The 25,136-nt window shown below is 71.1% G+C and carries 25 protein-coding genes and 1 tRNA gene; 2 read left to right on the forward strand and 24 right to left on the reverse strand.

Features of this window, described 5'->3' with window-relative positions; all coding sequences use genetic code 11:
* Positions 1–93: 93 nt before the first annotated feature.
* Positions 94–570, forward strand: coding sequence for a serine O-acetyltransferase (locus GGG17_RS09830; RefSeq protein ID WP_195849190.1), 477 nt, complete (start codon positions 94–96; stop codon positions 568–570).
* A 42-nt stretch (positions 571–612) separates the two neighbouring features.
* Here the strand turns inward: GGG17_RS09830 and GGG17_RS09835 are convergent, their stop codons facing one another.
* The 24 genes from GGG17_RS09835 to GGG17_RS09950 form a co-directional block, all read right to left on the reverse strand.
* Positions 613–1,848, reverse strand: a complete 1,236-nt coding sequence (locus tag GGG17_RS09835) for a glycosyltransferase family 4 protein (RefSeq protein ID WP_311966577.1) — start codon at positions 1,846–1,848, stop codon at positions 613–615.
* 209 nt (positions 1,849–2,057) lie between these two features.
* A complete protein-coding gene (atpD, locus tag GGG17_RS09840) occupies positions 2,058–3,518 on the reverse strand; it encodes a F0F1 ATP synthase subunit beta (protein WP_154593520.1) in 1,461 nt (486 codons plus the stop codon).
* A 30-nt stretch (positions 3,519–3,548) separates the two neighbouring features.
* Positions 3,549–4,481: a F0F1 ATP synthase subunit gamma gene (locus GGG17_RS09845; RefSeq protein WP_154593521.1), complete on the reverse strand. Its 933-nt coding sequence runs from the start codon at positions 4,479–4,481 to the stop codon at positions 3,549–3,551.
* Between the two features lie 122 nt (positions 4,482–4,603).
* On the reverse strand, positions 4,604–6,238 hold the full coding sequence (gene atpA / locus GGG17_RS09850) for a F0F1 ATP synthase subunit alpha (protein WP_154593522.1): 1,635 nt from the start codon (positions 6,236–6,238) through the stop codon (positions 4,604–4,606).
* A gap of 71 nt (positions 6,239–6,309) precedes the next feature.
* Positions 6,310–7,122, reverse strand: coding sequence for a F0F1 ATP synthase subunit delta (locus GGG17_RS09855; RefSeq protein WP_154593523.1), 813 nt, complete (start codon positions 7,120–7,122; stop codon positions 6,310–6,312).
* The gene (locus GGG17_RS09860) at positions 7,122–7,751 is read right to left on the reverse strand and encodes a F0F1 ATP synthase subunit B (RefSeq protein ID WP_288798526.1); all 630 of its coding nucleotides are present in this window, start codon (positions 7,749–7,751) and stop codon (positions 7,122–7,124) included. The genes GGG17_RS09855 and GGG17_RS09860 overlap by 1 nt, the downstream gene beginning before the upstream one ends.
* A 51-nt stretch (positions 7,752–7,802) precedes the next feature.
* Positions 7,803–8,015 (reverse strand): ATP synthase subunit C-like protein, encoded by a 213-nt coding sequence (locus GGG17_RS09865; RefSeq protein ID WP_205621819.1) that lies wholly within the window; start codon positions 8,013–8,015, stop codon positions 7,803–7,805.
* A 109-nt stretch (positions 8,016–8,124) separates the two neighbouring features.
* Complete coding sequence (atpB, locus tag GGG17_RS09870; RefSeq protein WP_311966578.1) at positions 8,125–8,925, reverse strand: F0F1 ATP synthase subunit A; 801 nt, start codon at positions 8,923–8,925, stop codon at positions 8,125–8,127.
* Between the two features lie 73 nt (positions 8,926–8,998).
* Positions 8,999–9,241 carry a hypothetical protein gene (locus GGG17_RS09875; protein WP_230082855.1) on the reverse strand — a complete coding sequence of 81 codons (243 nt, stop codon included), beginning with the start codon at positions 9,239–9,241 and terminating at the stop codon, positions 8,999–9,001.
* On the reverse strand, positions 9,238–9,678 hold the full coding sequence (locus GGG17_RS09880; RefSeq protein WP_154593525.1) for a Cg1360 family ATP-synthase-associated protein: 441 nt from the start codon (positions 9,676–9,678) through the stop codon (positions 9,238–9,240). Before GGG17_RS09880 ends, GGG17_RS09875 begins: the two co-directional genes overlap by 4 nt.
* A 95-nt stretch (positions 9,679–9,773) precedes the next feature.
* Positions 9,774–10,910, reverse strand: a complete 1,137-nt coding sequence (locus GGG17_RS09885) for an MraY family glycosyltransferase (protein ID WP_311966579.1) — start codon at positions 10,908–10,910, stop codon at positions 9,774–9,776.
* A gap of 21 nt (positions 10,911–10,931) precedes the next feature.
* The gene (gene glyA, locus GGG17_RS09890) at positions 10,932–12,209 is read right to left on the reverse strand and encodes a serine hydroxymethyltransferase (RefSeq protein WP_154593526.1); all 1,278 of its coding nucleotides are present in this window, start codon (positions 12,207–12,209) and stop codon (positions 10,932–10,934) included.
* Between the two features lie 59 nt (positions 12,210–12,268).
* Complete coding sequence (locus GGG17_RS09895) at positions 12,269–12,991, reverse strand: L-threonylcarbamoyladenylate synthase (RefSeq protein WP_154593527.1); 723 nt, start codon at positions 12,989–12,991, stop codon at positions 12,269–12,271.
* Positions 12,992–13,001: 10 nt separating this feature from the next.
* The gene (gene prmC / locus GGG17_RS09900; RefSeq protein WP_311966580.1) at positions 13,002–13,937 is read right to left on the reverse strand and encodes a peptide chain release factor N(5)-glutamine methyltransferase; all 936 of its coding nucleotides are present in this window, start codon (positions 13,935–13,937) and stop codon (positions 13,002–13,004) included.
* A complete protein-coding gene (gene prfA, locus GGG17_RS09905; RefSeq protein ID WP_154593528.1) occupies positions 13,934–15,019 on the reverse strand; it encodes a peptide chain release factor 1 in 1,086 nt (361 codons plus the stop codon). Before prfA ends, prmC begins: the two co-directional genes overlap by 4 nt.
* A gap of 84 nt (positions 15,020–15,103) precedes the next feature.
* Positions 15,104–15,316 (reverse strand): 50S ribosomal protein L31, encoded by a 213-nt coding sequence (rpmE, locus tag GGG17_RS09910; RefSeq protein WP_050349057.1) that lies wholly within the window; start codon positions 15,314–15,316, stop codon positions 15,104–15,106.
* A gap of 139 nt (positions 15,317–15,455) precedes the next feature.
* Positions 15,456–15,806, reverse strand: a complete 351-nt coding sequence (locus GGG17_RS16915) for an ATP-binding protein (RefSeq protein ID WP_195849191.1) — start codon at positions 15,804–15,806, stop codon at positions 15,456–15,458.
* Between the two features lie 203 nt (positions 15,807–16,009).
* Positions 16,010–18,199: a transcription termination factor Rho gene (rho, locus tag GGG17_RS09920; protein ID WP_230082884.1), complete on the reverse strand. Its 2,190-nt coding sequence runs from the start codon at positions 18,197–18,199 to the stop codon at positions 16,010–16,012.
* Positions 18,200–18,641: 442 nt separating this feature from the next.
* Complete coding sequence (thrB, locus tag GGG17_RS09925) at positions 18,642–19,613, reverse strand: homoserine kinase (protein ID WP_311966581.1); 972 nt, start codon at positions 19,611–19,613, stop codon at positions 18,642–18,644.
* A 1-nt stretch (position 19,614) separates the two neighbouring features.
* Entirely contained in the window at positions 19,615–20,703 is a 1,089-nt protein-coding gene (thrC, locus tag GGG17_RS09930; RefSeq protein ID WP_154593530.1) for a threonine synthase, read from the reverse strand.
* A 1-nt stretch (position 20,704) separates the two neighbouring features.
* Positions 20,705–22,039: a homoserine dehydrogenase gene (locus GGG17_RS09935; protein ID WP_288799350.1), complete on the reverse strand. Its 1,335-nt coding sequence runs from the start codon at positions 22,037–22,039 to the stop codon at positions 20,705–20,707.
* Positions 22,040–22,421: 382 nt separating this feature from the next.
* The gene (lysA, locus tag GGG17_RS09940; RefSeq protein ID WP_154593531.1) at positions 22,422–23,855 is read right to left on the reverse strand and encodes a diaminopimelate decarboxylase; all 1,434 of its coding nucleotides are present in this window, start codon (positions 23,853–23,855) and stop codon (positions 22,422–22,424) included.
* 2 nt (positions 23,856–23,857) lie between these two features.
* On the reverse strand, positions 23,858–24,559 hold the full coding sequence (locus tag GGG17_RS09945) for a hypothetical protein (RefSeq protein ID WP_154593532.1): 702 nt from the start codon (positions 24,557–24,559) through the stop codon (positions 23,858–23,860).
* Positions 24,556–24,969: a response regulator gene (locus GGG17_RS09950; protein WP_154593533.1), complete on the reverse strand. Its 414-nt coding sequence runs from the start codon at positions 24,967–24,969 to the stop codon at positions 24,556–24,558. The genes GGG17_RS09945 and GGG17_RS09950 overlap by 4 nt, the downstream gene beginning before the upstream one ends.
* An 85-nt stretch (positions 24,970–25,054) precedes the next feature.
* Between GGG17_RS09950 and GGG17_RS09955 the strand changes: the two genes are divergently transcribed.
* Positions 25,055–25,126: transfer RNA gene (locus GGG17_RS09955), tRNA-Arg, on the forward strand.
* The last annotated feature ends 10 nt before the right edge of the window (positions 25,127–25,136 follow it).

Below are 25,136 nucleotides of genomic sequence, written 5' to 3' on the forward strand. Positions count from 1 at the left end.
AAGGACAGGGTTATGGACGAGCGCGCGAGTATTGGTCAGCGTCGAACCCCGGCCCCCAGTTGGGGGGACGCGAAGACACGTATGCGGGAATGTTTGCGCATCGACTTTGCAAAGAATCCCACCCTGTCGCAACGAATCACCCTCGCGGTATGGCGCCTGGGCCAGGCCACGTACGGGCAGCGCCACCCCGTCGCCCGACTTTGCCGGATGCTGCAGCAGGTAGCCAACGCGGTGTGGTTTCGGGGCATCATGGGGGCAGAAATCCCCACGAGCATCCCTGCCGGTCCCGGGCTCTGGCTACCCCATTCCGTAAGGGGCGTCATCATGCACCACAGCGTCGTCATTGGTTCCAACTGCACGATCTATCACCACACAACACTCGGGCTGGTTGGCGACACTGGGAATGGCCCCACGATCGAGGACGACTGCTACATCGGTGCGGGCGCACAACTGCTCGGCCCGATCACGGTGGCTCGTGGAACCAAGATCGGCGCCAATGCCGTGCTCACTAAGAGCACCGAACCAGGTGGTACCTACGTCGGTGTCCCCGCTCGTTTGATCGAGCGATGACCCGCCAGAGAGGTTTGGAGTCAGTTTCGGCCTGTGACGCCGTCAAGCTTGCTGCACTTCGCGCATGAATGCCGCCATCGCAGGGCTGGCGGTGGCAGGAGTGAACCCGGCAAGTACGGCCTGCCGACCTCGCTTCCCCATCTCCAGGCGACGGTCGGGGTGGTCAGCCAACTCGGTGAGAGCATCTGCGACAAGGTCGGCGCGGCCAGCGTGAACCACCCGCCCGGACAGGTGATCCTCAACCAGCTCAGAGACTGCGGCGATCCGCGTGGTCACGACGGGCAGTTCGGTAGCCATCGCTTCCATGAGAACGACCGGTAGCCCTTCCTGGAACGAGGGAAGAGCAAAGACATCGGCCCACGCGTACTGTTCAAGGATATCGTCCTGCCCGACGGGACCTACCAGGTGCACCCGATCGGCCAGACCGGCAGCCGAGATCTGCCTCTGTAGTGTCTCGAGGAGTTCACCAGTGCCGATGAGACGAGCCGTAAAGTCAACGCCTCGCTCGCTAAGGAGGGCCAGCGCGTCGACGAGGACAGGGCCCCCCTTCTGGGGCACGAGCCTGCCGACGTAGAGCACCCGCAGGGGGCCGGAGCGATGGGCTCGTTCGGCTGAAAGTCCCTTGAACACGGTCGGCTCGACCGTCATTCTGACCTTGCTCATCTTGGCCCAGTGTTCTGGCTCCACGAGTCGCATAAGTTGGCTACGGCCAAAATCGCTGATGACGGAAACACCTTGAGCTGCCCGCAACTTGGCCGGTACGTCCCACTGCTCCACCATCTCGAACTCCCCGGGACCGTGGATGGTCAGAGACCATCGCCACCCACCCGTCGGGCCATCCTCAGCTTGACCGAGCGCAGTGACGAGCCGGGCCACATCAGCGGCAACGTTCGCCATGTGAACGTGCAGGTGGCGCAGGCCGTCTCGGCGCATGTAGTCATACAACACAACGGCTTCGCCAAAGTAAAACAGCTGCCACAGCCTCGACCTGGGTTCAAGACGCCCCGTGGACAATGCGATTCGCAAGCCCTTCCACCACACATCGCCGCGTCGTCTCATCAAACCCAGGTGCGCTCGCGCCCAATGCCACTTTGGGGCGCCAATGATGGGGCGGGTTCGGGTCGCCTCCGAGCGCATGGTCGACGACGACAGCTCGCCCTCGGGACAGGGGCGCACGGTAAAGGTGACCACATCGATGCCTTGGCCACGCAAACCGTCGATCTCTCGCTCGATGAACGTGTGCGATAGAGCGGGGTACTTGCTGACCAGATAGGCCACACGGAGTTGTCCCGGACGGGAAGCAGACATGGATCGCCTTCCACGAGGATCTTGGCTCACCCAGTGTACGGACCCAACGATGGGCCGCGGACCCGTTCATCAAGTCCCATGCGACCACTCACCCGTGCACGTTGGTGCGCCCTAGCAAAGGACGACGGCGGGCCATCTCCCTGGAGGAGATGGCCCGCCGTCGTGCTGACGGCTGGAGGTCAGAGGTTCTTCTGGATCTCCGCCCACTGGCGCTCGACGTCGTCGAGGCCACCGCACATGAAGAAGGCCTGCTCGGCGACGTGGTCGTAGTCGCCGTCGCAGATCTTGGTGAACGCCTCGATGGTGTCCTCCAGCGGGACCGTCGAACCCTCGATGCCGGTGAACTGCTTGGCGACGTAGGTGTTCTGCGAGAGGAAGCGCTGGATGCGGCGAGCCCGGTTGACGAGGATCTTGTCCTCCTCGGAGAGCTCGTCCATGCCGAGGATCGCGATGATGTCCTGCAGCTCCTTGTTGCGCTGCAGGATCCCCTTGACGCGGACCGCGGTGCTGTAGTGGTCCTGGGAGATGTAGCGCGGGTCGAGGATGCGGGACGTCGACGTCAGCGGGTCCACGGCCGGGTAGATGCCCATGGAGGCGATGTCGCGAGAGAGCTCGGTGGTCGCGTCCAGGTGGGCGAAGGTCGTGGCCGGGGCCGGGTCGGTGTAGTCGTCGGCGGGCACGTAGATCGCCTGCATCGAGGTGATCGAGTGGCCGCGCGTCGAGGTGATGCGCTCCTGGAGCACACCCATCTCGTCGGCCAGCGTGGGCTGGTAGCCCACGGCGGACGGCATACGGCCGAGGAGGGTGGAGACCTCCGAGCCGGCCTGCGTGAAGCGGAAGATGTTGTCGATGAAGAGCAGCACGTCCTGCTTCTGGACGTCGCGGAAGTACTCCGCCATCGTCAGCGCGGACAGGGCGACCCGCAGGCGGGTACCCGGCGGCTCGTCCATCTGGCCGAAGACGAGGGCGGTCTGCCCGAGGACGCCGGCCTCCTCCATCTCGACCATGAGGTCGTTGCCCTCGCGGGTGCGCTCGCCGACCCCGGCGAACACCGACACGCCACCGTGGTCGCGGGCGACGCGGGCGATCATCTCCTGGATGAGGACCGTCTTGCCCACGCCGGCGCCGCCGAACAGGCCGATCTTGCCGCCCTGCACGTACGGCGTCAGCAGGTCGATGACCTTGATGCCGGTCTGGAACATCTGCGTCTTGGACTCGAGCTGGTCGAAGGCCGGCGCCTGGCGGTGGATGCCCCAGCGCTCGTTGACCTCGAAGCGCTCGCCCTCGGCGAGGTTGAGCACCTCGCCGGTGGTGTTGAAGACCTTGCCGAGCGTCACGTCGCCGACGGGGACGGTGATCGGGCCGCCGGTGTCGCGCACCGTCGCGCCGCGGACGAGGCCGTCGGTCGGCTGCAGGGACACGGCGCGCACGAGGTTGTCACCGATGTGCTGGGCGACCTCGAGGTTCAGCGCCTTGGTCTCGCCGCCGAGCTCGACGTCGACCTTGAGCAGGTTGTACATGTCGGGCATGGCGTCGACGGGGAACTCCACGTCGACGACGGGGCCGATGGAGCGGGAGACCCGGCCGACGCCGCCCTCGGCGGGGGCGCCCTGCTGGGCCTCGTTCATGGTGGCAGTCATGGCTGTCTCTACCTTCTTGTCTTGGGCGGCTTACTTGGCGTCCGCGAGGGCGTTCGCGCCGCCCACGATTTCGCTGATCTCTTGGGTGATCTCGGCCTGACGCGCCTGGTTGGCCAGGCGGGTGTAGGTCTTGATGAGCTCCTCGGCGTTGTCCGTCGCCGACTTCATCGCGCGCTGGCGCGACGCGAGCTCGGAGGCGGCCGCACCCAGCAGGCAGGTGTAGATGCGCGACGTGACGTACTTGGGCAGCAGGGCGTCCAGCACCGTCTCGGCGTCCGGCTCGAAGCTGAACTGCGGCTGCAGGCCCTCGTCGTCAGGCTCCTCCATGAAGCCCTCGTCGACCTCGACACGCTGGCCCTTCTCGACGACCTCCAGGGGCAGGAGCCGCAGCGCGCGAGGCTGCTGCGTCACCATCGTGCGGAAGCGGGTGTAGACGACGTGGATCTCGTCAACGCCCTCCCCGTCCTCGCTGTCCCGCAGGAAGTCCCGCATGACCCGCTCGCCGATCTCCCGGGCGTGCTCGAACTTCGGCGCGTCGGTGAAGCCCTCCCACGCCTCGGCGTACTGGCGGTCGCGGAACTTGAACCACGCCACGGCCTTGCGACCGACGAGGTAGGGGACGACCTCCTTGCCCTCGGAGCGCAGGCGCTCCATGAGCTCGTTGGCGGTCTTGAGCGCAGACGCCGAGTAGGCCCCGGCCAGGCCGCGGTCGCTGGTGATGATGAGGACGCCGGCCCGTCGGCCCTCGCTCGTGCGTGTGGTCAGCGGGTGATCCTCGCCTGCGTATGACGCCGCCGCCGACACCGCACGCGTCAGCGCGTGGGTGTAGGGGGCTGCGCTCATGACGGCCTCGCGGGCCTTGACCACGCGGGAGGCGGCGATGAGCTCCATCGCCTTGGTGATCTTCTTGGTCGCGCTGACGGACCGGATGCGCTGGCGGTAGACCCGCATCTGCCCACCCATGTAGTTGCCGCCTTCCTGGGGTTCTTGCCTGGAGTGTCTGGTGTCCGGTGTGCCGCTGGTGACGGTGGCCGGTGCCGGGGTGTCCCCGCGGGGTCTCCCCCGGCACCGACGCGCGCGTCAGGTCAGTGGCGCTCGATCTGCGCGCGGTCCATCTCGTCGTCCTCGATGGAGTCGAACTCCTCGTGGCCGGGGTGGATGCCCGCGTGCTCGGTGCCCGGACGGAACTGCTGCTTGAAGGCCGTCATGGCGTCGTCCATCGCCGACTTGGTGTCGTCGTCGAGCTTCTTGGTCTCGCGGATCGCGTCGAGGATGCCGCCGCGCTCGCGCTTGACGTAGTCGACGAACTCCGCCTCGAAGCGGCGGACGTCGTCGACCTCGACGTCGTCGAGCTTGCCGGAGGTGCCGGCCCACACGACCAGGACCTGGTCCTCGACGGCCATCGGGGACGCCTGCGGCTGCTTGAGCAGCTCGACCAGACGGGCCCCGCGGGCCAGCTGCTGGCGCGAGGCGGGGTCGAGGTCCGAGGCGAACATCGCGAAGGCCTCCATGGCGCGGAACTGCGCCAGGTCCACCTTGAGGCGGCCAGAGACCTCCTTCATTGCCTTGATCTGCGCGGAGCCACCGACGCGGGACACCGAGATGCCCACGTCCACGGCCGGGCGGACGTTGGCGTTGAACAGGTCGCCCTGCAGGTAGATCTGCCCGTCGGTGATGGAGATGACGTTGGTCGGGATGTAGGCCGACACGTCACCGGCCTTGGTCTCGATGATCGGCAGACCCGTCATCGAGCCGTGGCCAAGGTCGTCGGACAGCTTGGCGCAACGCTCCAGCAGGCGGCTGTGCAGGTAGAAGACGTCGCCGGGGTAGGCCTCGCGGCCCGGCGGGCGGCGCAGCAGCAGCGACACGGCGCGGTAGGCCTCGGCCTGCTTGGACAGGTCGTCGAAGACGATGAGGACGTGCTTGCCGTCATACATCCAGTGCTGGCCGATGGCCGAACCGGTGTAGGGCGCGAGGTACTTGAAGCCCGCGGCGTCGGACGCGGGGGCCGCGACGATCGTGGTGTACTCCATCGCGCCGGCCTCCTCGAGGGTCCCGCGCACGGAGGCGATCGTGGAGCCCTTCTGGCCGATGGCGACGTAGATGCAGCGCACCTGCTTGTCGGGGTCGCCGGACTCCCAGTTGGCGCGCTGGTTGATGATCGTGTCCACCGCGACCGTGGTCTTGCCGGTCTGGCGGTCGCCGATGATCAGCTGACGCTGGCCACGACCGATCGGGATCATCGAGTCGATGGCCTTGATGCCGGTCTGCATCGGCTCGTGGACCGACTTGCGCGACACGACGTTGGGGGCCTGCAGCTCCAGCGCGCGGCGAGCCTCGGCCTGGATCTCGCCGAGCCCGTCGATGGGCTGGCCCAGCGGGTTGACCACGCGACCCAGGAAGGCGTCGCCCACGGGCACGGACAGGACCTCACCGGTGCGCTTGACCGGCTGGCCCTCCTCGATCCCGGAGAAGTCACCCAGGATGACGACACCGATCTCGTGCACGTCGAGGTTGAGCGCGAGGCCGAGCGTGCCGTCCTCGAACTCGAGCAGCTCGTTGGTCATGGCCGAGGGCAGGCCCTCGACGTGGGCGATACCGTCACCGGCGTCGACGACACGGCCGACCTCTTCGCGCGAGGCCGCACCAGGCTGGTACGACTGCACGAAGCTGTCCAGGGCGTCCCGGATCTCGTCCGGACGGATCGAAAGCTCCGTCATCTCTAACTTCTCTCCTCGTAGCGGTCGCGCGGACCGACGTTGGTGTGTCTGGTGGTGCGTCGGACCCGCACTCAGGCGCCGAAGTGGCGGCGCGCTGCGTCGAGCTTGGTGACGATGGTGCCGTCGACGACCTCGTCGCCGACCTGCACCCGGATGCCGCCGACGACCTGCGGGTCGAGGACGACCTTGAGCAGGACGGGGCGGCCGTAGGTCTTGCCCAGCGCCGCGGCCAGGCGGTCGTGCTGCTCCTGCGAGAGGGGGCTGGCGACGGTGACTACCGCGCTCAGCTGCTCCCGCCGTGTGGCGGCGACGGCGAGGTACTCCTCGATCGCCGTGGAGACCTTGCGCCCACGTCCCGCGACGACGGCCTGGTGGACCAGCCGGCGCGTCTCGGGGTGGGCCTTGCCCGCCAGGAGCTGGTCGACGACCTGCCCCTTGCGCTCGGCCGGGAGCTGGGGGTCGCCGAGCGCCTCGCGGAGCTCGGGCGAGCCGGCGACCGCCCGCTCGAAGCGGAACAGCTGCTCCTCGACGTCGTCCGCACGGCCCGCGCTCTCCGACATGGCGACCTGGGCCTCGACGGCCAGCCGCTCCACGGCGTCAGACAGGTCCCGCTCGCTGGTCCAGCGCTGGGAGGCGACCGCACCGAGCACGTCGAGCGTGCCGGGCTGGACCTTGCCCTCGAGCAGGCGGCGCACCAGGCCCCGCTTGCTCTCCGCGTCCCGCGAGGGATCGGCGAGCGCGCGGCGCAGGGTGGCGGACCCGTCGATGACCCCAGCGACCGAGAAGAGGTCCTCGGACACGGCGGACCAGTCGGCCCCCGTCTCCAGGACGCCCTGCAGGGCCTTGCGGCTCTCGAGGAGTCCTCCGCGCGACGCGCCCTGCATCAGAACGCCCCGTCCGTCTGCTCGCCGGCGCGGGACGAGCCGGTGGCGGCACCGCTGCCGACGGCCTGGGGACGGATGTCACCGGACTCGAGCTCGGCGAGGAAGCGGTCGACGATGCCCTTCTGGCGGGTCTCGTCGTGCAGCGACTCGCCGACGATGCGGCTCGCCAGGTCGGTCGAGATGCGGCCCACCTCGGAGCGCAGCGAGACGACCGCCTGCTGGCGCTCGGCCTCGATCTGCTTGTGCGCCGACTCGGTGATCCGGTTGGCCTCGGCCTGGGCCTGACCACGCATCTCCGCGACGATCGCCGCGCCCTGCTCCTTGGCCTCCTCGCGGATGCGAGCGGCCTCGTCACGAGCCTCGGCGAGCTGCGACTTGTACTCCGCCAGGGCGGCCTCGGCCTCGCGCTGCGCGGCCTCGGCCTTGTCCATACCGCCCTCGATCGCGGCGGTGCGCTCGGCATACGCACGCTCGAGGTTGGGCACGACCTTCTTGGCGACGACGAACCACAGGATCGCGAACACCACGATGGTGAAGATGAGCTCGGGGATGTGCGGGATCAGCGGCATGTCGTTGCCGCCCTCGGCGGCAGGCACGGCCGCGACGAGCGACGTGGCAGTTAGCTGCACGTTCTTCTCCTACCTAGACGACGGACTTCGAGCGGGTGACGCGCGAGGTCGTCAGTTGTTGATGAAGAAGAGGACGAAGCCCAGGATCGCGAGGGCCTCGGCCACGGCGAAGCCGAAGATGGCCTGCGGACGCAGGAGACCGGCGGCCTCGGGCTGGCGGGCGATGCCGTTGATCAGGGCGGCGAAGATGAGACCGATGGCGATGGCCGGGCCGAGCGTCGCGATGCCGTAGCCGACGAGGGACATCGAGCCGCTGATCTCCAGGAAGTGCTGCATCTCTAGATTTCTCTCTCTGTGGGTGACCCGGGAGGCTGCCCGCCCGGGAGTCTGTGGGGTGTATTTGGTTGTGGTCGAACGGCGCTGGGCCGGTGGATCAGTGCTCGTCAGCCACGGCGCCACCGAAGTAGGAGGCGGCCAGCATGACGAAGACGTAGGCCTGGATGGCCTGGATCAGCAGCTCGAGGAGCTGCATGAGGAAGCCCATGACGAAGGCGCCGACGCCGGCGACCATGAAGCCCGGGTTGCCGGACAGCAGGAGGTAGGCACCGCCGAGGATGAACACACCCATCAGCATGTGGCCGGCGAACATGTTGCCGAACAGACGGAGGGTGAGCGTGAGCGGCCGGATGAGGAAGAAGCTCGCGAACTCGAGGATGAAGATGATCGGCGCGAGGAAGATCGGGACGCCGGCGGGGACGAGCATCTTGAAGTAGCCGCCGAGGCCGTGCTTCTTGATGCCGGCGTAGTGGTAGCCGATGTAGACGATCGCGACGAGCGGGATCACCATGCCGATGCGGCTGAGCGTCGGGAAGTTGGTGAACGGCGTGGAGCCGAACCAGTTGTTGACGATGATGAACAGGAACAGCGCGAACAGCAGCGGGGTGAAGCGCTTGAAGTCGCGGGAGCCGATCATGTCGCGGGCCACGCCGTTGCGGACGAAGTCGTAGGCCTGCTCGAGGAACCACTGGCGCTTGGTGGGGACGACGGCCACGCGCCTGGAGGCCCACAGGAGCCACCCGACCAGGAGGACGACCGACAGCAGGGCCAGCAGCATCGGGCGGGTGAACCAGTCACCGATCAGCGGGACGTAGAAGTCGCCGGGAGAGGGCGGGGTGAATCCCTCGCCGCTGGACGCCGGGAGGCTACCGACGGCAGGCCTGGCGGTGACGATCACTGTGTCTCCTCGTTGATGCTGAACAGGACGATGTGGACGCGAACGGCGGCGGGGCGTGGACTCGTCATCACAGTCAGGCCCTACCGTACCGGACCCATATGACATACAGAGAAAGGGTGAACCCGACGGCGATGCCCACCGGCAGGGCGAACCCCGTGCCCCACCAGACGTCGAGGCCCTTGCCGATGAGACCGAAGGCGACGGGGCCCGAGATGAGGTAGGAGGTCACGTCGGTGGCGGTCGAGTGCGCCAGGGCGTCTGCGGTGCGCGGGGTGTGCTGCTCGCCGGCCGGCTCGCGCTGGTCGGGGTCGCTCATCGGCGGTCCCCCTCACCCAGGCCAGGGTAGATCTCGTGACGCCCCCGGGCGAACGCGACCGTGTGGCACACCTGCCACACCAGCACGCCGGCGACGGCCCCGCCGGCGAAGGCCATCGGCTCCATGAACCCGGCCTCGCGCAGCAGCGCGTGGACGAGGAGCAGCAGGCCCAGCTGGGTGGCGTAGACCACGAAGGCGCCGGGCAGGACCGTTGCAGCAGGCCCCTTGACGAGCGCCGAGACGGCCACGACGCCGGCGGCGAAGAAGGCGGTGGTGGTGGCGGCCCCGAGGGAGGCGCTGGCCAGGCCGCGCCAGCCGCGGTAGAGCGCGCCGGCCCCGGCGACGAGGGGCAGCGCCGCCACGGAGCCGAGGACCGCGGTGCGCAGCATCGCGGACGAGACGTCCGGGCTGGGGGTGCGGGGGCGCCGTGCGGGCAAGGGGCTGTCCTCGGGTCGGTTGGGGCTCGAGCAACGGGGTGGCGGGGCGGGTGATCAGCCTCCGCGCACTCGCCGTCGAGCGCTTGTGAACGCTATCACAAGGTCGGTCGCCGCAGGGAGCTGCGACGGCTGAACGTGAGGAAGCTCGCGACGAGAACGGCCGCCGCGACGGCGATGACGGGGGCCCAGCCGTCGAACATCGCGACCGCCAGCACGCCGACCGACACGATCGCGGCCCAGAGGTAGAGCAGCAGCACCGCGTGGGGGTGGCTGTGCCCGGCGCGCAGCATCCGGTGGTGGAGGTGGTGGGCGTCGGGGTGCCAGGGCCGGATGCCGGCGCGGGTGCGCCGCACGACCGCCAGCACCACGTCGAGCAGCGGCAGCGAGAGGATCGCGAGGGGCAGCACGAGCGGCAGCCACGCCAGCACCTCCGTCGAGCGGCCCGCCGCCATGCCCACCTGCGTGGGGTCCAGGGAGGTCATGGAGATCGTGGCGGCGGCGAGCAGCAGGCCGAGCAGCAGCGCCCCGCTGTCGCCCATGAACAGCCGCGCGGGGTGGAAGTTGTGGGGCAGGAAGCCGGCGCAGCAGCCGACCAGGGCCGCGGAGATGAGCGTCGCCGAGGAGAAGACGTTGGGCGGGTTGTAGGACATGGACACGACATAGCTGTAGACGAAGAAGGTGAGCGCGGCGATGCCCACGATGCCCGCGGCCAGCCCGTCGAGGCCGTCCACGAAGTTGACGGCGTTGGTCGTCACCACCACCACCAGGATGGTGAGGGCGATCATCACCGCGAGCGGCAGGACCGTCTGCCCGAAGACCGGGACCGAGAGCAGCTGCAGGCCCTGGTAGGCCATGATCCCGGCCGCGAGGACCTGCCCGGCGAGCTTGGTCAGCCAGTCGAGCTCGCGCACGTCGTCCACGGCACCGACCAGGCACACGAGGACGGCGCCGACGACCACCCCCGTCATACGGCCGTCGCTGAAGACGCTCTCGGCCGCCGCCCGCCCCTGGACGTGCCCCCCGAGGAAGGGCAGGCGCCAGGCCAGCAGCACCGCCCCGAGGAAGCCCAGCAGGATCGCCACTCCCCCGAGCCGCGGGATCGGGACGACGTGGACGTCCCGGTCCCGGACCGCGGTCATGGCCCCGGTGCGGACGGCGAGCCAGCGCACGAGAGGCGTCGTCAGGAAGGTGATCGCCGCTGCGACCACCATGACGAAGAGGTACTCACGCACGCCGGCTCGCCCTCGGCCGGGTCAGCGCGGGTAGGCCGGGAAGCGCGTGCAGAGGTCCTCGACCGTCGCCCGGATCTCCTTGGCCACCGCGTGCTCGGGGTCGCCGTCGGTCTGGGTGACGGCCCGGTGGATGACGTCGGCAATCACGTCCATCTCCGGCAGCCCCATGCCCTGCGTCGTCACCGAGGGGGTCCCGACGCGGACGCCGGAGGCCACGTTGGCCTTCTGCGGGTCGAAGGGGATGGCGTTCTTGTTGAGGACGATCCCGGCCGCGTCGCAGCGGGCCTCGGCGTCCGCCCCGGTGACCCCGACCTTCTGCAGGTCGAGCAGCGCCAGGTGCGTGTCGGTGCCACCGGTCGTCGGGCGGATGTCGCGCTCGGCCAGCCCGGCCGCGAGGCGCTGCGCGTTGGCGATGACGTCCTTGGCGTACTGCTGGTAGTCGGCCTGCATGCACTCCTTGAAGTTGACGGCCTTGGCCGCCACGGTGTGCATCTGCGGACCGCCCTGCATCAGCGGGAACACGGCCTTGTCGAGCTTGGCGGCGTGCTCCTCCTTGCAGACCAGCGCGCCCGAGCGGGGGCCGCGCAGCACCTTGTGCGTCGTGAAGGTGACCACGTCGGCATACGGCACCGGCGACGGGATCGCCTTGCCTGCCACGAGACCGATGAAGTGCGCGGCGTCGACCCAGAAGATCGCGCCGACCTCGTCCGCGATGTCGCGGAAGGCCTGGAAGTCGATGAGGCGCGGGATCGCCGAGCCGCCCGCGAGGATCACCTTGGGGCGGTGCTGCCGCGCCAGGTCACGGACCTGGTCGTAGTCGATGTCCTCGGTGTCTTTGTCGACCCCGTAGTGCGCGATGTCGAACCACTTGCCGGAGAAGGACACCTTGGCGCCGTGGGTCAGGTGGCCACCGTGCGGCAGCGACATGCCGAGGAGCTTGTCACCGGGCTGGCAGAACGCGCCGTAGACCGCCTGGTTGGCGCTCGCGCCGGAGTGCGGCTGGACGTTGGCGTGCTCGGCGCCGAACAGCTCCTTGCACCGGTCGATCGCGATCTGCTCGGCCTTGTCGACCTCGGAGCAGCCGCCGTAGTAGCGGCGACCCGGGTAGCCCTCGGCGTACTTGTTGGAGAGGGTGGACCCCAGGGCGGTGAGCACGGCCGGGCTCGAGAGGTTCTCGCTGGCGATCAGCTGCAGCCCGCTGCGGATGCGGGTCAGCTCGGACTGCAGGACGCCGGCGATCTCGGGGTCGAGAGCCTCGAGGGCCTCGTAGTCGGAGCCGTAGAACGGGGTGTCGGACATGCGTGTGCTCCCGGGTGCGAGGGGTGGGCGGTGACGGGCGACGGTGCCTCGGCCTCAGCCTAGAGGGTGGCGCCGCCGGGCCGTTCGGTCGGCGTGCCGGGGCCCTCGGGCGCGTCAGGTGCGTCGTCGCCCTCGAGGCGCACCGAGCCCAGCGCTTCGCGCAGGGCGTCCTCGTCGACGGCCCCGTCGCGCAGGACGCGCGGCCGCTCCTGGGTGCAGTCGAGGATGGTGGAGGCCTCGCCGTCCTCGCAGGGGCCCCCGTCGAGGTAGACCCCCACCGCGTCGCCGAGCATGGCCTCGGCCTCCCGGGCCGTCATCGCGGCCGGCTCGCCGGTGAGGTTGGCGCTGGTCACGGCCATCGGACCCACCTCGCTCAGCAGGGCGATGGCGGTCTCGTCCCGCGGGATGCGCAGGGCCACGGTGCCGTTGGTCTCGCCGAGGTCCCACATCAGGGACGGCTGGGCCAGCAGCACGAGGGTGAGCGGGCCAGGCCAGAACCGGTCCATGAGGTCACGGGCGTAGGACGGGACGTCGATGGCGAGGCCGTCGACGGTGCGCGCGTGCGGCACGAGGACGGGCGGGGGCATGTGCCGGTCGCGCCCCTTGGCCGCCAGCACCGCCGCGACCGCGTCCGGGTTGAAGGCGTCGGCCCCGACGCCGTAGACGGTGTCGGTCGGCAGCACGACGACCTCACCGCGTCGCACGGCGTCGGCCGCCGCGGCCACGCCCTCCTGTCGCCCCTCGGGCGTCGTGCAGTCGAAGTGCGCAGGGCTGTCGCTCATGCCTGTGAGCCTATCGGCCCGAGGTCTCCCCCTCGTCGAGGCGTCCGGCACGACGAGCGGTGGTGGTGCGCGGCCGACCGGCCAGGTCGAGGTGGTCGCGCACGTCCACCCACTCCCGCGTGGCACGCAGGGCGGCGGGCAGGGTCTCCCCCTGCGTGTCCGCGTGCTCCATGACGAGCAGGCCGCCGGGGCGCAGCAGGACGGCCGCGGTGCGCGCCACCTGGAGCGGTGTGCCGAGCCCGTCCCCCGCCCCGCCGTAGAGCGCCATGGCGGGGTCGTGGTCACGGACCTCGGGCTCGCGCGGCACGGCGTCCTCGGGGACGTACGGCGGGTTCGACACGACCACGTCGACGCGCCCCACGAGCGGCTCCAGCGGCGCCAGGTCGACGGCGTGGCGCGGGTCCCCGGTGGCGTCCGCAAGGGTCACCGTCACGTCGAGGTCGAGCCTCCCTGCATTGTGGCGGGCTCGACGAAAGGCCTGGTCAGAGGCCTCTACGGCATGGACCCGCGCTCGCGGGTGCTCGTCCTTGACGGCCAACGCGATCGCCCCGGAGCCAGTGCACAGGTCGACGACGACAGGCGCTCTCCCGTGGACGGTCGCCCCAGTGGCCCCGAGCTCGCCCAGCACCAGCTCGACGGCGAGCTCGGTCTCGGGGCGCGGCACGAAGGTCCCCGGCCCGACGGACAGCTCCAGCCGCCGGAAGCCCGCGCGGCCCGTGAGGTGCTGGAGGGGGACACGGGCGGCGCGGTGGTCGAGCAGCTCGGCATACCGGCTGCTCTGCTCCTCGGTCAGCCTGGTCCCGAGGACCAGGCCCCGGTGCACCTCGCCGGGGTCGCAACCGAGGACGTATGCCGCCAGTGCCACCGCGTCGACCTGCGGTGACGGCACCCCGGCCACCGCCAGGCGGTCCGTCGCCGCGCTGACCACGCCGCGCAGGTCGGTCACGCCTCGGACCCCGCCACCGCGGCCAGCCGCGAGGCCTCGTCCAGCTCGACCGCGGAGGCCACGACCGGGTCGAGGTCGCCGTCCAGGACGTGGTCGAGGTTGTAGGCCTTGTAGCCGGTGCGATGGTCGGCGATGCGGTTCTCGGGGAAGTTGTAGGTGCGGATCCGCTCCGAGCGGTCCACCGTGCGGACCTGGGAGCGTCGCGCGTCCGACGCCGCGGCCGCCGCCTCGTCCCGGGCCACCTGCAGCAGCCGGGCGCGCAGCACGCGCATCGCAGACTCCTTGTTCTGCAGCTGGGACTTCTCGTTCTGGCAGGAGACCACCGTCCCGGTCGGCAGGTGGGTGATCCGCACGGCCGAGTCGGTCGTGTTGACGCTCTGCCCGCCCGGCCCCGACGAGCGGTAGACGTCGATCTTGAGGTCGTTGTCGTGGATCTCCACCTCGGCCACGTCCTCCACCTCCGGCATGACGAGCACGCCCGCGGCGGAGGTGTGGATGCGGCCCTGCGACTCGGTGACGGGGACACGCTGCACGCGGTGCACCCCACCCTCGTACTTGAGCAGCGCCCAGGGCGCGTCACCCGGCTCGAGCGTGCCCTTGGCCTTGACCGCCACGGACACGTCCTTGTAGCCGCCGAGGTCGGACTCGGTCGCGTCGATGATCTCGGTGCGCCAGCCGCGCCGCTCGGCGAACCGGAGGTACATGCGCAGCAGGTCGCCGGCGAACAACGCCGACTCCTCCCCGCCCTCCCCCGCCTTGACCTCGAGGATGACGTCCCGGTCGTCGTCGGGGTCGCGCGGGATCAGCAGGCGGCGCAACCTGTCCTCGGCCCGGTCGCGGGCGTCCCGCAGGGCGGGCAGCTCCTCCGCGAAGCTCGGGTCGTCCGCCGCCAGCTCCTCGGCGGCGCCCACGTCCTCGGTCGCGGCGCGCCAGGCGTGGTAGGCCGCGACGGTGGGCGCCAGGGCGGCATACCTCTTGTTGAGGCGACGCAACGCGGCCTGGTCACCGTGGACCGCGGGGTCGGCCAGCTGACGCTCGAGGTCGGCGTGCTCGTCGACGATCGAGCGGGCGGACTCCAGCATGAGCACTCCTGTCGAGGACGGGGTGGGACGCCAAGGGCCGGTCCCCCGACGTGACGTCGGATGGGACCGGCCCAGGCGAGGTGCTTACTTCTGGCGCTTGCCGTAGCGCGCCTCGAAGCGGGCGACGCGACCACCGGTGTCGAGGATCTTCTGCTTGCCGGTGTAGAACGGGTGGCACTGCGAGCAGACGTCGGCGCTGATCTTGCCGGACGTCGCCGTGCTCCTGGTGGTGAACTGCGAGCCGCAGGTGCAGGTGACCAGCGTCTCGACGTACTCCGGGTGGATGTCCTTCTTCATGGTGGTCTCCCTCTGAGATCTCGTGCGCCGGGTCGAGCGTGTTCTCGTGAACCGGCAACCTCTCCATTGTGCCAGACGGCGGCACACCTGACCTAACGCAGGCCCGGCCGCGGGCATTCCTGCTCCTGGTCGGACGGGGTCAAGAGGCGCCGTGGTGCTCGTCCTCGGGGGCCTCTCCCTCGGCCACCGAGGTGAGGTGGAGGGTGACGATCGTGCCCTGCCCGGGGGCCGAGTCCAGGCTCATCCGCCCCCCGTGGGCCGCCGCGATGGACTGCACGATCGACAGCCCGAGCCCCGTCCCGGGGGTCGTCTGCGCCGTCACGCTGCTGGCGCGGAAGAACCGTCGCCCGACGTCGCGCAGGTCCTCCTCGGGTATGCCGATGCCGGTGTCCTCAACCCCGACGAGGTGCGCCTGACCGACGCCGTGACCCGCGCCCGGAGCGGCTGCTCGCTCTGGCGGTTGGCCGCGACCAGGCGTGGGTCCCGGCACGATCGAGGGCCCCAGAGGACGCGTGCTGCGTCACCTGGGGCCCTCGCTCGTGTCCTCGGCTCAGTCGTCGTCGTGCTCGACGGCGCCGACTCTGCCTCGCCTGCGGGCCTCGCTCGTGTCCTCGGCTCAGTCGTCGTCGTGCTCGACGGCGCCGACTCTGCCTCGCCTGCGGGCCTCGCTCGTCCCTCGCTCGTGTCCTCGGCTCAGTCGTCGTCGCCCTTCAAGGGGGAGTTGGACTGCACCTGCATCAGGAACTCGACGTTGCTCTTGGTCTTCTTGAGGCGGTCGAGGAGGAGCTCGATACCGGCCTGCTGGTCGAGGGCGGCCAGCACCCGGCGCAGCTTCCACATGATCTTGAGCTCCTCGCTGGACAGGAGGATCTCCTCGCGACGCGTGCTCGAGGCGTTGATGTCGACCGCCGGGAAGATGCGGCGGTTGGCGAGCTGCCGGTCGAGCTTGAGCTCCATGTTGCCGGTGCCCTTGAACTCCTCGAAGATCACCTCGTCCATCTTGGAGCCCGTCTCGACCAGAGCCGTCGCGAGGATGGTGAGCGAGCCGCCGTGCTCGATGTTGCGCGCCGCACCGAAGAAGCGCTTGGGCGGGTACAGCGCGGCCGAGTCCACACCACCGGACAGGATGCGCCCGCTCGCCGGGGCGGCCAGGTTGTAGGCGCGCCCGAGCTTGGTGATCGAGTCGAGGAGCACGACGACGTCCTGCCCCATCTCGACGAGGCGCTTGGCCCGCTCGATGGCCAGCTCGGCGACCGTCGTGTGGTCCGACGCCGGCCGGTCGAAGGTCGAGGAGATGACCTCGCCGCGCACGGCGCGCTGCATGTCGGTGACCTCCTCGGGACGCTCGTCGACCAGGACGACCATCAGGTGGCACTCGGGGTGGTTGGTCGTGATCGCGTTGGCCAGCGCCTGCATGACCATCGTCTTGCCGGCCTTGGCCGGAGCGACGATCAGGCCGCGCTGACCCTTGCCGATCGGCGACACCAGATCGATGATGCGCGTCGTGAGGACGTTGGGCTGGGTCTCCAGACGCAGACGCTCCTGCGGGTAGAGCGGCGTGAGCTTGGCGAAGTCCACGCGGCTGCGCGCCTCGTCAGGCGTCTGGCCGTTGATCGCGTCCACCCGCACCAGCGCGCTGAACTTGCCCTGCTTGCCGTGCTGGTGCTGACCCGTGCCGTCCTCGCCCGGGTCCTTGATGACGCCCTGGACGGCGTCGCCCTTGCGCAGGCCGAACTTCTTGACCATCCCGAGCGTGACGTAGACGTCGCCCGAGCCGGGCAGGTAGCCGCTCGTGCGCAGGAAGGCGTAGTTGTCGAGCACGTCCAGCACGCCGGCGACGGGCAGCAGCACGTCCTCGTCGTTGTAGGACACGTCCTCACCCACGCGGAGGTCGTCCGTGCGTCCGCGCCGCTTGCGGTCACGGTTGCGCTGGCGACCGCGCCGCCGACCGCCCTGCTCGTCGTCGAACCGGTTGTCGTCACGGCCGTCACGGTTGTCCCGACCGCCGTTGTCGCGGGCGGAGCGGTCACGGTTGCTGCTGTCGCGGCCGCCGTCACGCTGGTCCCGCCCGCCGTTGTCCCGCCCTCCGCGGTCGCGATTGGCGTCACGCTGCTCACCGACGTTGTCGCGCCCGACGTTGTCGCGCCCGGCGTTGTCGCGGTCGCGGCTGCCGCCCTCCCGGTTGTCGCGGTCCCGGCCGTCACGGTCCCGGCGGGGCCGCTGGTCGTCGCGTCCACCGGCGTCACGCTGGTCGCGGCCCGGGGTGCCGGACCCGTCGACGTCGCCCCCTGCCTGCTGGCTCTCGGCCTGACGCCGCAGCTCGGCGGCGAGGTCGGCGGTGCGGCGGTCCGCCTCGGTGCCGCGCTCACCCTGCGGCGCCGCGCTCGGGGACGAGGCGACACGGCGACCCCGGCGGGTCCGGCGCTCGGGGCGCTCCCCCGGCTCGTCGCGGCCGTTACGGTCGGCGCGGTCGTTGCGCTCGGGGTCCTCGGGGCGGTCCCCGACCTGCGCGCCCCTCGGCGGAGCCTCGTCGCGAACGACCTTGTGGCCCTCGTCGCGGCGCAGCCGCTGGGCCTCGTCCCGGCGGGGCTGGTCCTGGCCCTCGTCGCGACGCAGCTGCGGGGCCTCCTCGCTGCCAGCCCCTCGAGCCTGCGCGGCGGGGGCCGTCGCTGCCGCGGCGGGCGCCGTGGCCACCGGGCCGGAGCCTTCTGCCCCGGACGTGTCGGCGGGGCCGGTGGCGTCGGTGGCGGTGGCGGTGGCGGTGGCGGTGCGACCGCCGCCCCGGCGCTCGCGGATGGCGACGACCAGGTCGCTCTTGCGCATCTTGGCGGTGCCGGGGATGCCCATCTCGGAGGCCACGGCCTGCAGCTCGGGCAGACGCATCGCCGACAGCGCGGTCGTGCGTCGCTGAGTCCCACCGGTCACGGTGGTCTCGGTGTTGTCGGTCACGAAGGTTCCTTCCCCCTCGTCGTCTGCCCGGCATCCGCGCCTGGGCAGGTGATGTAGCCGAGAACAGCTCTCGGCGCTCGGTCCACCTGGCGGCTCAGCCCGCCTCGCAGCGCTCGCGCCGCGGCCGGTGGCCTCTGACCGCTGGTCGGTCGGTGGGATCGCATCGTGTCGGGTCCCCGCGCGCTCGGCGCCGCACCCACAGGTGTGGTGGGCGATGAGGTCGGAGCCGCGACGTCGCGGGTCGGCCGGGAAGCGATGAGGGCCTGGGCGCAGGAACGTGCGTCCTGCAGATCCGGGATCATCGGGCCGAACCACCGTCGTGCTCGATGCAGACCCAACCTATCACCCGGGGTGCGCAGGTGACGCCAAGACTGCGTCAGACGGGCGGCGCGCCGCGGCTCACCCCCAGCCGGACGGCACTGACGCCGACGGTCGGTATGCCGGGGGTCGCCGACCGCCATCCCTGCGGCAGCGGCAGGGCGCGGACCTCGCCGACCCGGTCCGCGGTCGTCAGCACCAGGACCGTCGGACCCGCCCCCGAGACCACGGCCGCGTGGCCGAGCTCGCGCAGCTGGTCCAGCAGCCGCATGGACGCGGGGTAGGCCTCCCGGCGCTGCTCCTGGTGCAGCCACTCGACGGTCGCGTCCAGCAGCAGCTCGGGGCGGCGCGACACGGCCTCCACGAGGAGGGCGGCGCGGGCGGAGTTGAGCGCCGCGTGCTTGAGCGGCACCTGCTGCGGCAGCACGGAGCGCGCGGTCGAGGTGGACAGGGTGAGGTCGGGCACGAGCACCACGGGCACCACGTCGGGGTGCACCTCGACCTGCACGGTGCGGACGGGCGCCATGGCCGGGGGCCGGGTCGACCACGACAGCGTCATCCCGCCGTAGACGCTGGCGGAGGAGTTGTCGGGGTGACCTTCGTGCTCGCCGGCCAGCTGGTTGACGAGGTCGAGGTCGACGGCACCCTCGCCACCGCGGGCGAGGTCGACGAGCGCCGTGGCGGCGGCATACCCGGCCACGACGGCGGTGGCGGAGGACCCCAGCCCCCGCGAGTGGGGGACGCCGTTGCGGCACACCAGGTGCAGGCCGGCGGGCACGTCGACCCCCAGCCGGGCCAGGCCGGAGGCGAGGCAGCGGTGGACCAGGTGGGAGGCGTCGCGGGGCACCTCGTCGGCGCTCTCCCCCGTCACGTCGATGACCAGCGCGTCGCCCTCGACGACCACGTCGTAGGAGTCCCACACGCCGAGCGCGAGCCCGATCGCGTCGAAGCCCGGTCCGAGGTTGGCGCTGCTGCCCGGGACGTTCACCCGGACTGCGGCACCCTCGGGCAGGGCGGTCACCGAGGCCACGTCACCCCTCCAGCCCGAGCGCCGACGCGACGGAGACGGCGTCGACGGACACCTTGACCGGCTCGACCTCGGAGCCGTCCGCCATGCGCAGGGCCCACTGGGGGTCCTTGAGGCCGTGCCCGGTGACGGTGCACACGATGCTGGCGCCGCGCGGGACCAGGCCCGCCTCGGCGGACTTCAGCAGTCCGGCGACGGAGGCGGCCGACCCCGGCTCGACGAAGACGCCCTCGCGCGACGACAGCAGGCGGTGCGCGGCGAGGATCTGGTCGTCGGTCACGGCTTCGATGAGCCCCTCGGACTCGTCGCGCGCGGCCTCGGCCTGCTGCCAGGAGGCGGGGTTGCCGATGCGGATGGCGGTGGCCACGGTCTCGGGGTGGTCGATGGGGTGACCCTTGACGATCGGGGCGGCCCCCTCGGCCTGGAAGCCCCACATGCGAGGGCGCCGCGTGGCGACCGGCGCGAGGCCGTCGGTGATCTCGGCATACTGCCGGTAGCCCCGCCAGTAGGCGGTGATGTTGCCGGCGTTGCCGACGGGCAGGCAGTGGATCTCGGGGGCGTCGCCGAGGGCGTCGACGACCTCGAACGCTGCGGTCTTCTGCCCCTCGATGCGGGCGGGGTTGACCGAGTTGACGAGCTCGACGGGGTAGGCCTCGGCGAGCTTGCGCGCCACCGTCAGGCAGTCGTCGAAGTTGCCGTCGACCTGCAGCAGCGTGGCGCCGTGGGCGATGGCCTGGGACAGCTTGCCCATGGCGATCTTGCCGTCGGGGACCAGTACGGCGCAGGTCATGCCGGCCTTGGTGGCGTAGGCCGCGGCCGACGCGGACGTGTTGCCGGTCGAGGCGCAGATGACGGCCTTGGCCCCGGCGCGGGCCGCCACGGAGATCGCCGTCGTCATCCCGCGGTCCTTGAACGAGCCGGTGGGGTTGAGGCCTTCGTACTTGAGGTAGACCTGCGCCCCGACGAGCTCGGAGAGGTGCCGGGCCTCGATCAGGGGGGTCCCGCCCTCGTGAAGGGTCACCGTGGGCGCGCCGGCCAGCATCGGCAGCCGCTCGCGGTACTCCTCGATCACGCCCTGCCACTGGTGGGCCATGTCACTCTCCTTCGACGCGCATGACGGACGACACCTCACGGACCTGCGGCAGGGCGGCGAGCGCCTCGACCGTCGCGCCGAGGGCCGCGTCGGGCGCGGCGTGGGTCACGATGACCAGCTCGGCGCGCTCCTCGACGTCGTGGTCCTCGTCGGCCAGCTGCTGCTGCCGGACCGTCTCGATCGACACCTGGTGACGCGCGAACTCCGTTGCGACGGCGGCGAGCACGCCGGGCTCGTCGGCCACGTCGAGGCTGATGAAGTAGCGCGTGCGGGCGTCGCCCATGTCGAGCGTGGGCAGGTCGGCGTAGGCCGACTCCCCCGGTCCGCGCCCGCCCAGCACGCGGTGACGGGCGACGGCGACGACGTCACCGAGGACGGCGCTCGCGGTGGGATCGCCCCCGGCCCCACGACCGTAGAACATGAGCTCGCCCGCGGATCGGGCCTCGACGAAGACGGCGTTGAAGGCCTCGCGGACGCCGGCCAGCGGGTGCGAGGTCGGGATCATGGCCGGGTGGACCCGCACGCTGATGCCCGAGGGTCGCTCGGGGGTGGCCTCGACGCGCTCGCAGATCGCGAGCAGCTTGACGACGCAGCCCATCGCCTCGGCGGCCTGCACGTCGGCGGCGGTCACCTCGGTGATGCCCTCGCGGTAGACGTCGTTGCCGCTCACGCGGCTGTGGAAGGCGAGCGAGGCGAGGATCGCGGCCTTCGCGGCCGCGTCGAAGCCCTCGACGTCGGCGGTCGGGTCCGCCTCGGCGTAGCCCAGGGCCTGGGCCTGCTCCACGGCCTCGCCGAAGCCGGCCCCGGTCGTGTGCATCTTGTCGAGGACGTAGTTGGTGGTGCCGTTGACGATCCCGAGGACCTTGCGCACGTCGTCGCCCGCCAGGGACTCGCGCAGCGGACGCAGCAGGGGTATGGCGCCCGCCACCGAGGCCTCGTAGTAGAGGTCGACGCCGACGGCCTCGGCCGCGGCGTAGAGCTCGGGACCGCTCTCGGCGAGGAGCGCCTTGTTGGCCGTCACGACCCCGGCGCCGTGCTCGAAGGCTCGCAGGATGAGGCTGCGGGCGGGCTCGATCCCGCCGATGACCTCGACGACGACGTCGGCCCGGGTCACGAGCTCCTCGGCATCGGTGGTGAACAGCTCGGGATCCACGCCCGCGGCGCTCCTGTCCCGGCCCAGGCGTCGGACGGCGATGCCGACCAGCTCGACCGGGGCGCCGATGCGGGCCTCGAAGTCGTCGGCCTGCTCGGTCAGCAGCCGCGCCACCGCTGATCCGACGACGCCGCAGCCCAGCAGGGCCACCCGGATCGGGGTCTGCTTGTCGCTGTCCTCCACGTGCGCTGCTCCTCAGATGGTCCGGGTGGTCGACAGACCCACGTGCCCGTATGACGTGCACCGAGGTCACCCTCAGTGTTGTTGCGGGCTATGGGCACACCGATCCTGCGTCCACGCCTTGGACTGTCATCGTCTCGCTGGATGACCCTACGTCGCGCTCCATCCTACTGACGCGTCGCTGCACGAGGACCAGCACTCCCCGCGCCGCGGGCGTTCTAGCGCCCGCAACCGCGGCGGCTGCGGTGACACCTGTCAGGTTGGCGACGGTGATGCCCAGGCCGTAGCCCACGACCGCGAAGGCACGGTGCGCCCTCACCAGCTGGGGGCCGACGTCAGTGTCTCGCGACCCGAGACCTGTCACGCCAGGTGTCACCACCCGCCGTCAGGCGTCGGCGACGTCCAGGGCGAGGAGGTCCTCGACGGTCTCGCGCCGCACGACCAGCCGGGCCTCGCCGTCGCGCACCGCCACCACGGGGGGCCGCGGTGTGTGGTTGTACTGGCTCGCCATGGCGCGGCAGTAGGCGCCCGTGCCGGGGACCGCGATCAGGTCACCGGGGATGACGTCGGAGGGGAGGTACTCGTCACGCACGACCACGTCGCCGCTCTCGCAGTGCCGACCCACGACGCGGGAGATGACGGGGGCGGCGTCGCTGCGGCGGTTGGCCATGGTGCAGGAGTAGTCGGCGCCGTAGAGGGCGGTGCGGATGTTGTCGCTCATGCCGCCGTCGACCGAGACGTAGAGGCGGGTGGCGCCGCGGTCGACCTGGACGGGCTTGACGGTGCCGACCTCGTAGAGGGTGAAGGTCGACGGACCGGCGATGGCGCGGCCGGGCTCGATCGAGACGCGTGGGGCGTCGATGCCGAGGGAGGTCACCTCGCGGCGCACGATCTCCGCCATCTGCTGGGCGAGCTCGGCGGGTGGCAGCGGGGTGTGCTGGGTGGTGTAGGCGATGCCGTAGCCGCCGCCGAGGTCGAGCTCGGGCATGGCGACGCCCAGCTCGTCGCGGACGCGGGCGTGCAGCGCCAGGACGCGCCGCGCCGACAGCTCGAACCCGCTGGTCTCGAAGATCTGCGACCCGATGTGGCTGTGCAGCCCGAGCAGACGCAGGCCGGGGCGCGCGACGATGCGCTCGCACGCCGCGAAGGCCGCTCCCCCGGCCAGCGAGAAGCCGAACTTCTGGTCCTCGTGGGAGGTGGCGATGAACTCATGGGTGTGCGCCTCGACGCCGGCCGTCACGCGGACCATGACCCCGACCTCGACGCCGCGGGAGCGGGCGACGGCGGCGACCCGGTCGATCTCGGCGTGGCTGTCGACGATGATCCGCCCGACGCCGCCGTCGACCGCCGCCTCGATCTCGGCGACCGTCTTGTTGTTGCCGTGGAAACCGATCCGCTCCCCTGGAAGCCCGGCGCGCAGCGCCACGGCCAGCTCGCCGCCCGTGCACACGTCCAGGCAGAGCCCCTCCTCGCGGATCCAGGACGCGACCGCGGTGCACAGGAAGGCCTTGCCCGCGTAGTAGACGTCGGCGCCGCCGCCCAGCCCCGGGTCGGCGAAGGCCGCGGCATACGCCTGCTTGAACTCCCTCGCGCGAGAGCGGAAGTCGTCCTCGTCAATGACATAGGCGGCGGTGCCGAACTCGTCGCGGATCCGGGACACGGGCACGCCCGCGACCACCAGCTCGCCCGCCTCGTCCTTGGTGACGTTGCGTGCCCACAGCCCGGGCTCGAGCTCGTTGACGTCGCTCGGCCACGGGAGCCACTCGGGGGCGGCGGAGTAGCCGTCGGCGTGCAGGGCGCCGGCCTCGTGCGCGTGCATGGTCACAACCTCTCGGTGGGCCTGGCCCCGGACGCGCGCAGGCCGTCGGCCAGCGCGTCCCGGGCCGCGACGACGACCCGGGGGTCGAGGTCGCGCGGGCGGGGTTCTCGGGTCCAGACCAGCACAGACGCGCCGTATGCCGCGAGCCAGTCCGCCAGGTGGTGCGCCCGGCCGTCCGTCACGAGGCGGTCCCGCACGCGCCAGGCGTCGACCAGGCGGACCAGGACGTCGTGGGGCGGGAGCCCGGCGCCGGGCGGCTGCTCCGCGAGACGGCACAGCCGCGCGTGAGCGAGCTGGGCGGCATACCGCGGGTCCTGCAGGCTGCGCCGGGAGGACGGCCGGTGGGCGGGGGCGACGGGAGCGGGGGCGACGTCCGCCCAGCCGCGCGGCAGCGCGAACGACAGCGTCACCAGGGTGGGGTCGTCCAGCCGCAGACCGACAAGCCCTCGCGGCAGCACGTCGACCCCGAGCGCCGGGGCGATGGACCCCAGAGCCCCGGCGAGGCGGGTGGCGTGGTGGGCGGCGGCGTCCGGGTCGCCCGCGGCCAGGCGCAGCGGCATCGCGGAGACCCAGTCGTGCGCGCCGTCCCGGGACGACGCGAGCGGCACCGCCTGCGGGTCGACTGCGTGACCGAGGTGCGTGGCGGCATAGGAGATCTGCTGGGAGAGAGCGAAGCTCGACCCGTCCGGCAGGCTTCTGGTCACGCGCGCCCGCTGGCCGCGAGGATCCCGACCATGGCCAGCAGCTCGTCCGGCTCGAAGGGCTTGGCGATGAACCCGTCCACCTCGGCCTGCTCGGCCTGGACGCGGTGGTGCGGCTGGACCGACGCCGTGACCATGACGATCGGGATGTCCTCGAGCGCGGGGTCGGCGCGGATCATCCCCACCATCCACCAGCCGTCCCGGCGCGGCATCAGGGCGTCGACGGTGATGACGTCGGGCCGGGGCATGCCCGGGTCGCGCAGGATCTCCAGGGCCTCGACCCCGTCGCCCGCCTCGATGACGTCGTAGCCCTCGAGCTCGAGGTTGAGCCGGATCAGCGTCCGGATCTGGTCGGCGTCGTCGCACACCAGGACCGTGCCCGGCCGCTCACCGTCCCCCTGGTCCCATTCCATGTTTGCGAGCCTAGGCTGCTATGGTCGATCTCCGCACGAACCTGTCGCTGCTCCATGAGGAGTCGCCGCTCGGTCGTGCTGCTGGGCCCCCATAGCTCAGGGGATAGAGCACCGCCCTCCGGAGGCGGGTGCGTAGGTTCGAATCCTACTGGGGGCGCCCGACGCGA

Origin of the sequence: Arsenicicoccus cauae (assembly GCF_009707125.1) — a bacterium.
GTDB classification, from domain to species: Bacteria; Actinomycetota; Actinomycetes; order Actinomycetales; family Dermatophilaceae; genus Arsenicicoccus; species Arsenicicoccus cauae.

Coding starts and splice junctions, on each gene's coding strand:
- atpD (WP_154593520.1), bottom strand. CDS start 3,518: ATGACTGCCACCATGAACGAGGCCCAGCAGGGCGCCCCCGCCGAGGGC.
- GGG17_RS09845 (WP_154593521.1), bottom strand. CDS start 4,481: ATGGGTGGGCAGATGCGGGTCTACCGCCAGCGCATCCGGTCCGTCAGC.
- atpA (WP_154593522.1), bottom strand. CDS start 6,238: ATGACGGAGCTTTCGATCCGTCCGGACGAGATCCGGGACGCCCTGGAC.
- GGG17_RS09855 (WP_154593523.1), bottom strand. CDS start 7,122: ATGCAGGGCGCGTCGCGCGGAGGACTCCTCGAGAGCCGCAAGGCCCTG.
- GGG17_RS09875 (WP_230082855.1), bottom strand. CDS start 9,241: ATGAGCGACCCCGACCAGCGCGAGCCGGCCGGCGAGCAGCACACCCCG.
- glyA (WP_154593526.1), bottom strand. CDS start 12,209: ATGTCCGACACCCCGTTCTACGGCTCCGACTACGAGGCCCTCGAGGCT.
- GGG17_RS09895 (WP_154593527.1), bottom strand. CDS start 12,991: ATGAGCGACAGCCCTGCGCACTTCGACTGCACGACGCCCGAGGGGCGA.
- prfA (WP_154593528.1), bottom strand. CDS start 15,019: ATGCTGGAGTCCGCCCGCTCGATCGTCGACGAGCACGCCGACCTCGAG.
- rpmE (WP_050349057.1), bottom strand. CDS start 15,316: ATGAAGAAGGACATCCACCCGGAGTACGTCGAGACGCTGGTCACCTGC.
- rho (WP_230082884.1), bottom strand. CDS start 18,199: ATGCGTCTGCCCGAGCTGCAGGCCGTGGCCTCCGAGATGGGCATCCCC.
- thrC (WP_154593530.1), bottom strand. CDS start 20,703: ATGGCCCACCAGTGGCAGGGCGTGATCGAGGAGTACCGCGAGCGGCTG.
- lysA (WP_154593531.1), bottom strand. CDS start 23,855: ATGCACGCGCACGAGGCCGGCGCCCTGCACGCCGACGGCTACTCCGCC.
- GGG17_RS09950 (WP_154593533.1), bottom strand. CDS start 24,969: ATGGAATGGGACCAGGGGGACGGTGAGCGGCCGGGCACGGTCCTGGTG.